Annotated in this window: 8 protein-coding genes and 1 pseudogene; 6 read left to right on the top strand and 3 right to left on the bottom strand. The window is 67.0% G+C overall.

Annotated elements, in window-relative coordinates; genetic code table 11:
• Positions 1-120 precede the first annotated feature (120 nt).
• Positions 121-1083 carry an alpha/beta hydrolase gene (locus tag ABGB08_RS53745; RefSeq protein ID WP_347608059.1) on the bottom strand — a complete coding sequence of 321 codons (963 nt, stop codon included), beginning with the start codon at positions 1081-1083 and terminating at the stop codon, positions 121-123.
• Positions 1084-1308: 225 nt separating this feature from the next.
• On the opposite strand from ABGB08_RS53745, the gene ABGB08_RS53740 reads away from it, so the two are divergent.
• Both ABGB08_RS53740 and ABGB08_RS53735 read left to right on the top strand, forming a co-directional pair.
• Positions 1309-1446: a hypothetical protein gene (locus ABGB08_RS53740; RefSeq protein WP_347608056.1), complete on the top strand. Its 138-nt coding sequence runs from the start codon at positions 1309-1311 to the stop codon at positions 1444-1446.
• Positions 1439-2149: a peptidoglycan-binding protein gene (locus tag ABGB08_RS53735; RefSeq protein WP_347608054.1), complete on the top strand. Its 711-nt coding sequence runs from the start codon at positions 1439-1441 to the stop codon at positions 2147-2149. Before ABGB08_RS53740 ends, ABGB08_RS53735 begins: the two co-directional genes overlap by 8 nt.
• 146 nt (positions 2150-2295) lie before the next feature.
• On the opposite strand, the gene ABGB08_RS53730 is transcribed toward ABGB08_RS53735, so the two are convergent.
• Positions 2296-2856: a hypothetical protein gene (locus ABGB08_RS53730; protein WP_347608051.1), complete on the bottom strand. Its 561-nt coding sequence runs from the start codon at positions 2854-2856 to the stop codon at positions 2296-2298.
• Positions 2857-3554: 698 nt separating this feature from the next.
• Positions 3555-4673 (bottom strand): sulfite oxidase, encoded by a 1119-nt coding sequence (locus ABGB08_RS53725; protein ID WP_347608048.1) that lies wholly within the window; start codon positions 4671-4673, stop codon positions 3555-3557.
• 185 nt (positions 4674-4858) lie between these two features.
• Between ABGB08_RS53725 and ABGB08_RS53720 the strand changes: the two genes are divergently transcribed.
• The 4 genes and pseudogenes from ABGB08_RS53720 to ABGB08_RS53705 form a co-directional block, all read left to right on the top strand.
• The gene (locus ABGB08_RS53720) at positions 4859-5710 is read left to right on the top strand and encodes a hypothetical protein (RefSeq protein WP_347608045.1); all 852 of its coding nucleotides are present in this window, start codon (positions 4859-4861) and stop codon (positions 5708-5710) included.
• Entirely contained in the window at positions 5707-6213 is a 507-nt protein-coding gene (locus ABGB08_RS53715; protein ID WP_347608042.1) for an HAD domain-containing protein, read from the top strand. Before ABGB08_RS53720 ends, ABGB08_RS53715 begins: the two co-directional genes overlap by 4 nt.
• Positions 6214-6327: 114 nt before the next feature.
• The gene (locus ABGB08_RS53710; RefSeq protein WP_347608039.1) at positions 6328-6720 is read left to right on the top strand and encodes a helix-turn-helix transcriptional regulator; all 393 of its coding nucleotides are present in this window, start codon (positions 6328-6330) and stop codon (positions 6718-6720) included.
• 650 nt (positions 6721-7370) lie between these two features.
• Positions 7371-9115 (top strand): annotated as a pseudogene (locus ABGB08_RS53705) (hypothetical protein); the annotation flags it as partial.

Genomic DNA, 9115 nt, shown 5'->3' with positions numbered 1-9115 from the left:
CCACCTCGCCACGCCACCGGTGATCCCGCAGCCCACCCCCACCCAGCTCGATCTCCTCTATCTCCTCGGGGTGGATCCACGGCAGCTCCGGTGACGATCACAGACCTGCGGAAAACGGGGCTAGGCGCCGAGGATCCGCCGCAGCCACCTGAGCCGCGCCGCCTTCGCCTCCTGCGAGATCGAGGCCTGCGGCGCCATCATGTCGAACCCGTGGAACCCGCCGGGCCACACGTGCAGTTCGGCCACGCCGCCCGACTGCCAGATGCCGGTGGCGTACGCGACGTCCTCGTCCCGGAAGGTCTCGGCCGAGCCGACGTCGACGAAGGTGGGCGGCAGGCCGGACAGGTCGGTGGCCCGCGCGGGCGCGGCGTACGGGGAGACGTCGGGGCCGCCGCGCCGGTCCCCGAGCAGCGCGGTCCAGCCGGTGTCGTTCGAGGTTCTGTCCCAGACACCCAGGCCCGCCATCTGGTGACTGGACACGGTGTCGTTCCTGTCGTCGAGCATCGGGCAGATCAGCAGCTGGCCGATCAGGGCGGGGCCGCCCCGGTCGCGTGCCAGCAGCGCCACGGCCGCCGCGAGGCCGCCGCCCGCGCTCGCGCCCGCGACGATGATCCTCCCTGGGTCGACGCCGATCTCGTCGGCGTGCTTGGCCGTCCAGACCAGGCCCGCGTAGCAGTCCTCGACCGGCGCGGGGTGCGGGTGCTCGGGCGCGAGCCGGTACTCCACCGAGACGACCGCCAGCTTCAGCTCCACGACCATGTCGAGCATCTCGGTGGGGATCAGCCGGTTGGTGCCCATGATCATGCCGCCACCGTGGATGTTGTAGAGCGCGGGCACCGGCCCCGTCTCGCCCGCCGGGCGCAGGACGAGCAGCGAGATGTCGGGCTCGCCCGCCGGACCGGGGACGGTCAGCTCCGTGACGTCGATCGTGCCGCCGCGGGTGAAGTCCTCCTCCGGCATGAACGACGCATCGCGCAGCGCGGGCAGCGTCTCCATCGTCAGCGACGGCGGTATGAACTCCGCCATCACGGTCAGCGCCGCGGCCAGTTCGGGGTCGAACGGCGGCGGGGTGGGTACGGTCATGATCGGCTCCTGGATGTCGATGGTGTTACGCGCGGCTGACATCACCGCCTACCAGCATCGTGATCCGAGCCCGCGTCCCGATCGAGCGCCACGCGGCGGGAACCACCCGCCAAATGGCGGGAACGTCTCACGGGGCATTCACCCCAGGTCCGTCCGGCGCACGGGCCCGGAAATGAGTACGGGTCTACTCATGCGCGGACAAAATCGTGAACGCCATCGTGAAGTATGACAAGTTCCCCCGAGGATGATCCGATCCTCCCCTCAGAACCCGGGGACGGCGCGCCCCAGCCGGACGATCCGGACCTGCCGCTGGAAGCTCCCGACTACGACGCGATCGACCGGGAGGTGGCCGCCGGTGCCTAAGGCCAGCGACCTGCTCAAGATGATGGCCGCTTTCGAAGGCTACCGAGAGGGGCGCAGCCAGTCCCTTTTCGGCCGCCGGTACGGCATCCGCCACCGCGCCCCCATATTCAGCGGAGCCAAATGGTGTGACATGTTCCTCGCCGAGTGCGCGCTCCTGGCGGGCGGCAAGGACATGCTCAAGATCGTGGGCGATTTCGCCTTCACGCCCTCGCACGCCAACTGGTTCAAGGAGAACGGACGCTGGCACAAGGGAGCCGCCGGCATTCGCGCGGGAGACGTGGTGTTCTTCGACTTTCCCGACTCCGAGCCGGGGATCCAGCACGTCGGCGTGGTGGAGAAGGTGCGCTCCGCCACGACGATCCAGACGATCGAAGGCAATACGTCAAACGTCGTGGCGCGCCGGTCGCGCAACCTGCGTCACGTCGTCGGGTACGGCAGACCCGCCTACAACGGCACATCCTCGCCGTCCCGCGTCCCGTCCTTCCCGAATTCGGTGACGACGGGAATCATCAGCGAACTGGACGTGCGCAGCGTGCAGGAACTGCTGATCCAGCACGGCTTCAGCGTCGGTCCTGACGGCGCCGACGGGGACTTCGGGCCGAACACCCGCCGGGCGCTGCGGAAATTCCAGCACGCACATAACCTGCCGGAGACCGATCTCCCAGATGACAAGACCTGGCAGGAACTCTGGCTCGCCTGGTGAGCGATCCGCGGCTGCGACGGCCGACCTGCTCATGGTCGGCTTCGTCCGGCAAAGGTCCCCCACTCGACCTGGGCCATTCAGTGAAGTACGGCGGAGTTGCGGCGTGTTGCCAGGACTTCAAGACCAGTATCAGGGCTGCGCTGCGCTTATTGCGGAACCACCTCCCTCTGGCCTCTCTGAAGCCAGCGCTCGTCCACCTCGTCTCCTGCGGGCCTTACAGTACTACTCGACCTGAGCTCGGCATGATCTGGCGCCATATCTTTGATCTTTTGCTCTATCTCACCCGCGAATGCTGCTGCTAGCTTCCCGGACTCCGCACTGGAAGCCCCCCACTGGACGACAGCAAGCTGAAGCGCTGTCCGATAGATCTTCAGCACCGCTTCGATGTCCTTGACCTTGGCTTCGGCATCCAGGAGCTTCGCACGCAGGGCTTCTTCCGGTCTCCCAGAGGAAATCGCCGAGGAAGATTGCGCCCCAGTCTCGCTGCCTACCGCCATCTCATCGGGGAGCTTGGTTGTGCCCCGCGAACGACCAGTCAGCAGCATCAGGAAGGTCTCCATCAGATAGACCCGCCTCCGAAACGTGTCGCCCTCCCGGCTCGACCCTAAGGCTGCCAGCGCCAGGATCACGAGAACGAGAACAGGCAGAGAGGCGATGAAGCCAAGAACTCCAGCTGCGCTCGGCAGGGCATAGCCCTTGAGGATCATCACGGATCCGAGTCCGGTGCCCCCGAGGCCCAAGACGAGGCCCACCCTCCGCCCCGTGGTGCCGATCGCCCTCGGCCAGAGCCGCTGCCACCTGGCAGCGGCAGCGTGCTGTGCAGGCCTCGCATTCCGTTGCCCGGATTTGGCAGCGGGAGTCCTTTCAAGCGCTGACCTGGTCCGCCTTCTCCGACTCCCCGACATTAGAGTCCCCGGCAGGAGTAAGTCGGATCATTGACTCCATTATTAACGATCATCGTTTCCCGCCTTCTACGCTGAAGGTCGAACTTGGGATCGCCAATCCACCTGATCGCAATCCTCATAAGGAAGATCTATCACAGCGGCAGCAGGAGGCCAATCCGCCCCCGCCGTGACAATCCTTTGAGAAGAAAGCTACGACCTCTGCGATGGATCGGGGCGCCGGGAACTCCGAATTAGCGTGATCCAATAGGCATAGCCGACGCCCTTCCCGTCGAATCGACGTTTACTCTGCTTGAAGGGGGGAAGCGAAATGTCGATGTTCGCAACAATTAGACACATTTCGACATCACTTTAAGTTACCATGCATAACACTCAGCGATAGAGCGTTGGATTGATCTACGATCTGTGATGTTTATCACATTCTTGTATCGAGAATGTAGACGCTTGATCCACGTAACACCCGGATGCTTTCGTCCGCTTGTTCTCTGAGCCCTATTACGGCCTCAAGGCGTGGATTCGACTCGGATGGGGTGGGACAGCACCGGGTGATAGAGGTAGCCGAGGTCATTCCATGGGACGGTGTCGGGCTGGGTTTGGCCCTGGTCGTCGGTGGCGCGTACCCGGATGATGTGATCGCCGGGCTCGGGATCCCAACCGAACTGCCAGCGTACCCACGCTGCCGGTATCTCCGGTGGAGCGAGTGACGCCTCCTGCCAGGAGCCCTCGTCGATGCGGTATTCGACCGCCGCGACCCGGTTCTCCCCCGCGAACGCACGCCCCCGGATGATTTGCGGTACCGGCCGCAGCCGTGCCGGCCAGGGCAGTTCCACCAGGCTCGCCACCGGTAGGGCGGTGATCGGCATGCCAAGTGAGGGCGCCCGCGGAGGGTAGTCCGGGCCGATCAGCACGTAGTCTTCGGTGTTCCACGGAACGTGCAGGGGTTGTTCGGAGATTTCGATCCGGCCCACCCATTTGATGCTGGCCGCGCCGAGCCATCCGGACACCACGATCCGAGCCGGGTACCCGTGATCGGGCGGCAGCGTCTCACCGTTCATGGCCAGCGCGAGCAGGGTGTCGTCGGCGAGCGCCTTGGCCAGAGGCATGGGCCGGCGGGCGTGGATCTCGTCGAGTGACTCGGGCATGACGTCGCACGCCTCCGGCGTGATCCCCGCGGGTTCGAGCAGGTCGCGCAACCGGACGCCGGTCCATTCCGCGGTGCCGATCGCACCGCGATCCCACTGGGTGCCGTCGAACTTATGTCCGTACGCCTCGCCGAACAGCGTGCGGCGGTTACCGGCGCACTCGATTGTGCGGATCATTGAAACCATCGGCAGTTTCCACAGATCGGCGTAGGTGTAGGTGATCGGTTCGCGTACCCCGCTTCCTTCGATCCGGAGCGACCATCTCGCCGCGTCCAGATGGGGAGTCGGTGCGTGGCTGCGCAGGAAGAAGCGATCGATCGGGGTGATGTAGCCAGGCATGCGGTCCGGCCGGATCCCGTAGTCCAGACCGGTCCCGGTGTCCTCCATGAGCTCGGCGGGAGTTGGTTTGACGACCTTGCGTTCCCTGACCGCCTCACGTGAGGGATGATCAGGCTCACTCCCGTGCAGGGCCCCACTCAAGGCGTGTCGCCTCCTACGGCTCGCTTGAGCCCCTTCATGAGGCCCCAACTGGGACACCATTTTTGTCATCGTGCCATAGCAGGTTACGGATGTCCTGAACCGGTCCCCTGCGCCGGTGGGAGGCCGCGGCAATCCGGTGGAGAAACCGGATGCTTCGGACTGGCAGGTTCCGTAACCATGGTTCGGTGACGACCCCGCACCGGCCGTTCCGGTGGGATCTGGTACGCCGTGATCAGCTCGGCACGCTCCTGGATGGCCAAGAAGTCGCGCTGGACTATCTGGAGCCGTTGATCGAGTGCGCGGCCAAGGTCCTGGCCCGCAGCGGCGATGGCGCCCTCTACTTCGTCGGCCGCTCCGCCGACAGCATCTTTGACGTGCTCTCCGGCGCGCTGTCCGGCACCTCACGCTCCGACCGGGTCTCCCTGCTGCCGTTCTCCTACCGGTTCGAGAAACCGCTGCTCGTCCACGAGGTCCGGCAGTTGCGGATCAACCTGGAGGCGATGGGCATCAGCCCGTACGGCCTGGCCCGCCGTGCACGCCCGATCGTCTTCGCCGACCTGGTCTACGGGGGCCACACCTTCACCCATTTGTACGGTTTCCTACGCGACTGGATCGCCTACGAACACGAAACATGGGATGTCATCCGGCTGAAGCTGCGCTTCCTGGGCATCACCGCACGCAAGAAGACCAGCCCCAGCACCTGGCGCTGGTGGCAGGACGCCGACTGGACCGACGAACTGCCCCGCAGCGCCATCACCAACGTGTCCATCCCCGGCACCCTGTGGGACTACCTCGGCAACTCCCAGGAGAAGATCGCCCCGTCCTTCCGACGTACCCTCTGGGCTGACGAGACCGTCACCGCACCTCGGCGCAGCGAGAAGGTCGCCCACGCGCTGGCCGAGGCCGTCGCCTACGTTGAGCAGGGCCGAAGCCATCCGACCCGGACGGCGATAGCGCGCCACCTGGCCACCGAACCCACCTTCGCCCAGCCCTGGCTGCGGACACTCGCCCTGGAACTCCGTAAAGGATCACCATGACACCGATGGTGCTGCTGGACGTGGACGGCGTGCTCAACCCGTCACGCCGTTCGTCGCTCGCGTGGCGGCGCTACACCGGCATTGTGGACGGCGAGCCGTACAAGATCTTGCTCGACCCACGCCACGGCCCGCAACTGCTCACCATGGCCCGCGAATGCGGCGCCGAGCTGGTGTGGGCCACCACTTGGGAGGAACAGGCCAACGACGAGATCAGCCCGCGCATCGGGCTGCCCCGCCTGCCGGTCATTCCCATCGGCGACTATCTGTCCTCGTCCGGCGGGGAGCATTTCAAGACCGGAGCCGTCGCCGCCTACGTGCAGCGCAGGCCGTTCGTCTGGTTCGATGACATGCTCGATTCCGCTGACCAGGAATATCTCAGCAACCACCCCGGAGTCGGCGACTTCCTCCTGATCCACGTCGACGCCAGATTCGGCCTCACCGACACCCACCTTGCGCAGGCTCGGGAGTGGCTATCGCGCCTGCCTTCGGCTGATCATGGATGAGATGGAGCCCGGGACACGGCCGAGCACCAGCCGGAGACCCCCGTGGTCTAGGTCAGGCGGCAGCGTCCCTTCTTGAATCAAAGCAGTGTCCTTGATTCAAGAAGGGAGGGAGCCATGGACATTCACGCCATCGGGGAACGCGTCCGCAGCGAACGGGAGCGGGCTGGCCTCACCCAGCGGGAACTGGCTGAGCTAGCCGACCTGTCGCAGCCCGCCCTGGCCCGGATCGAGCTAGGCACCCGCGCCCAGCTCGCTATCGCCGAACTCGACCGCATTGCCACCGCCCTGCGCATCCCCCTCGCCGACCTCACCCGCGGCAACCCGGTCCGCGAGCGCGTCCGTATCGCCGCGCGCATCGGCCTGACCGACCCGGCCGCGACCGCCACCGCAGTACGGCAGGCCGTCGACATCCTGGTCCTCGACGACCGGCTGGACCGACTGACCGCTCCGTGTCCTGTCCCCGCCAATGCGGCAACACCAGATTTGCCAACCTGCACCCGATCCTGATCGACGTGCTCACTCAGGCAGGGCTCGTCCTCCTGGTCGACGTACACCGCCAATTGCTTCAGACATCTTGATCATCCGTGTGCCCGCATGGGCGCACCGGGGCTCGATGGCCACGGCGGGGGAGGAAGCCAGGCTCTCACGCATGCTGATACGCCAGGTCAGCTGTTGCGCTCAGCCCACTCCGCCTGCGTCTGCGTCGGCCCCGGTCACGCTCTTCCCGACGACCTGACCGCGTATCTCAAGAGGCCCTGGCCGCCAGGGCTGAAGGAGTTCTCAGATCGTGAGACCGAGCGATCAGCGGGTTGTGAAAGTCGTCGCGGGCACAGTGGATTCGTCGGTGATGTTGGTGAAGTTGAGCAGGCCCAGCGTGCCGATTGCGTAGCCGCGCATGATCGCGAGGATCGATGGAGCTGAAGCGGTCCGGATCTTGCACCGGTCGTTCTTCGCGGGTTGAGGGTCCGCGGGTTGGTGTCCTGCTCCAGATGGGGCCATGGCGGCTGGCTCTTCGGATGGCGGCGGGTAGGTAGATCTTTTCTGGGACGCGTGACCTGCGGTTTTGTCGCGGATCAAGGCCAGGTTTTATGTCGTAGCCGCCCGATAGCGTGAAGGTGGTTGTTCGGATCCACCGGTGCGAAAGGGGGGCGCCTTCCATGCTCGGGTCTCCGCTCGACGTGCGGGATCCCTCCCATGCGGGGGGCGCCCGCGGACGCGCCCTGCCCGCCTTCCTGAAGGGCACGATGCTGGACCCGGACTACGTCCCGCCCCAGCGTTCCACCGACGACGCCTACAGCGACACATACGGCAACATATACGGCGACAACATCTACGGCGAGGCAGACGGCGAGGCAGGGCAGCAGAACGCACGGCAGCAGTTCCTCCACGGCCGCTCCCCCGACACCGGCTCCTCCACAGGCACCGGCCACTCCACCGAAGCCGGCCGCTCCACCGACGGCTCCCGCTCCACCGACGGCTCCCGCTCCACCGACGCCGGCCACTTCACCGAGGCTGGCCCTTCGGCCGACAGCCCCACTGACGCCGGCCGTTCCTCTGACGCCGGCCGCTGCACCGGCGGCGGCTGCTCGGCGGGGCCGGAGGGCTCTGGTGAGCCGGGGGATTCGGGAGTGCTGGTGGCCGCGCTGCGACAGCTCGCCTCCCGGATTGCGGTGACCGACCTGCCCGAGGGCTGCGGGGTGTGCGTGGGCGAGACGGAGGATCTGCTGTTCGCCCAGGATCGGCTGGACTCGGCGATCGCCGCGCGGGTGGGGCGGGTGCATGCGTCCGGTGAGGCCAGGAGTGCCGGCAGCGGCGGGCACGCCTCCACCGGGACCTGGCTGCGCGCCTCGGCGGGGATGAGCGGTGCGGGCGCCTCCCGTCTGATCCGGCTCGCCATGCAGCTGGCCCGGCTGCCTGTCGTCCGGGATCGGTTCGCGTCCGGCACGCTGGCTGAGGGGTCGGTCGAGGCGATCTGCCGGGTCACCGCCCAGCTGGACGATGCGCAGGCCGGGCTGGCCGAGCCGATCCTGCTGGATTTGGCCGACCGCGCCTCCCCGGCGGAGATCGGCAAGGCGGGGCGGTACCTGCGTGAGCTGCTGGACCCCGGCAGCCTGGAGGATGACGCCGACACCGACTACGCCGCCCGTTTCCTGCTCGTGCGCCCGTCTGGTACGGGCGGTGTGGAGGGGGAGTTCCGGCTGCCCCGGGAGGCCGGCGCCCGCCTGCGCGAGTTCCTCACCGCCTACGCCAGACCGAAAGGCAAAGACGAGGACCGCCCACTCCGGGTCCGCCAGGCCGACGCCCTGTCGGCGCTGTTGAGCAGGAAGGTCACCACCGAACTGCTGGTCCTGGTCCGGGCCGAGTCCCTCCCCACCGACCACATCACCGGCCACCCCACACACGACCACCCCACTCATGACGCCGACTCCACCCATGCGGCCTCCACCGCGGTGCCCGGCACACCCGCCACACCAGGCACGGGGGCATCGCCCTCGCCGAGCACATCCGGACGCGCCGACACCGCTGACCCCGACACAGCCGCGGCCAGTCCCGCTGACCCCGACACCGCTGACCCCGACACCGCTGACCCCGACACCGCCCACGCCCACACCACCGGCTCCAGCGATACTCGGCCCGGGACACCTCCGGCCGACGACCGCTCGACCTGCCGCGCGAGCGGCCCTCGCCACACCGGAAGCACGGGTTCAGCCGGAACCGGTGCCGACAGCACGGGCACGGGTGCAGCCAGAGCCGATGCCAGCAGCGCGAGCGCGGGTTCAGCCAGGGCAGGTGCCAGCAGCACAGACACAGGTTCAGCCAGAGCCGATGCCAGCAGTACGGGCGCGAGTTCAGCCAGGGCAGGTGCCAGCAGCGCGGGCACAGGTTCAGCCAGAGCCGATGC

Source organism: Acrocarpospora sp. B8E8, from assembly GCF_039871605.1.
Lineage (GTDB): Bacteria > Actinomycetota > Actinomycetes > Streptosporangiales > Streptosporangiaceae > Acrocarpospora > Acrocarpospora macrocephala.
This window is presented reverse-complemented; position numbering and strand designations above follow the sequence as displayed.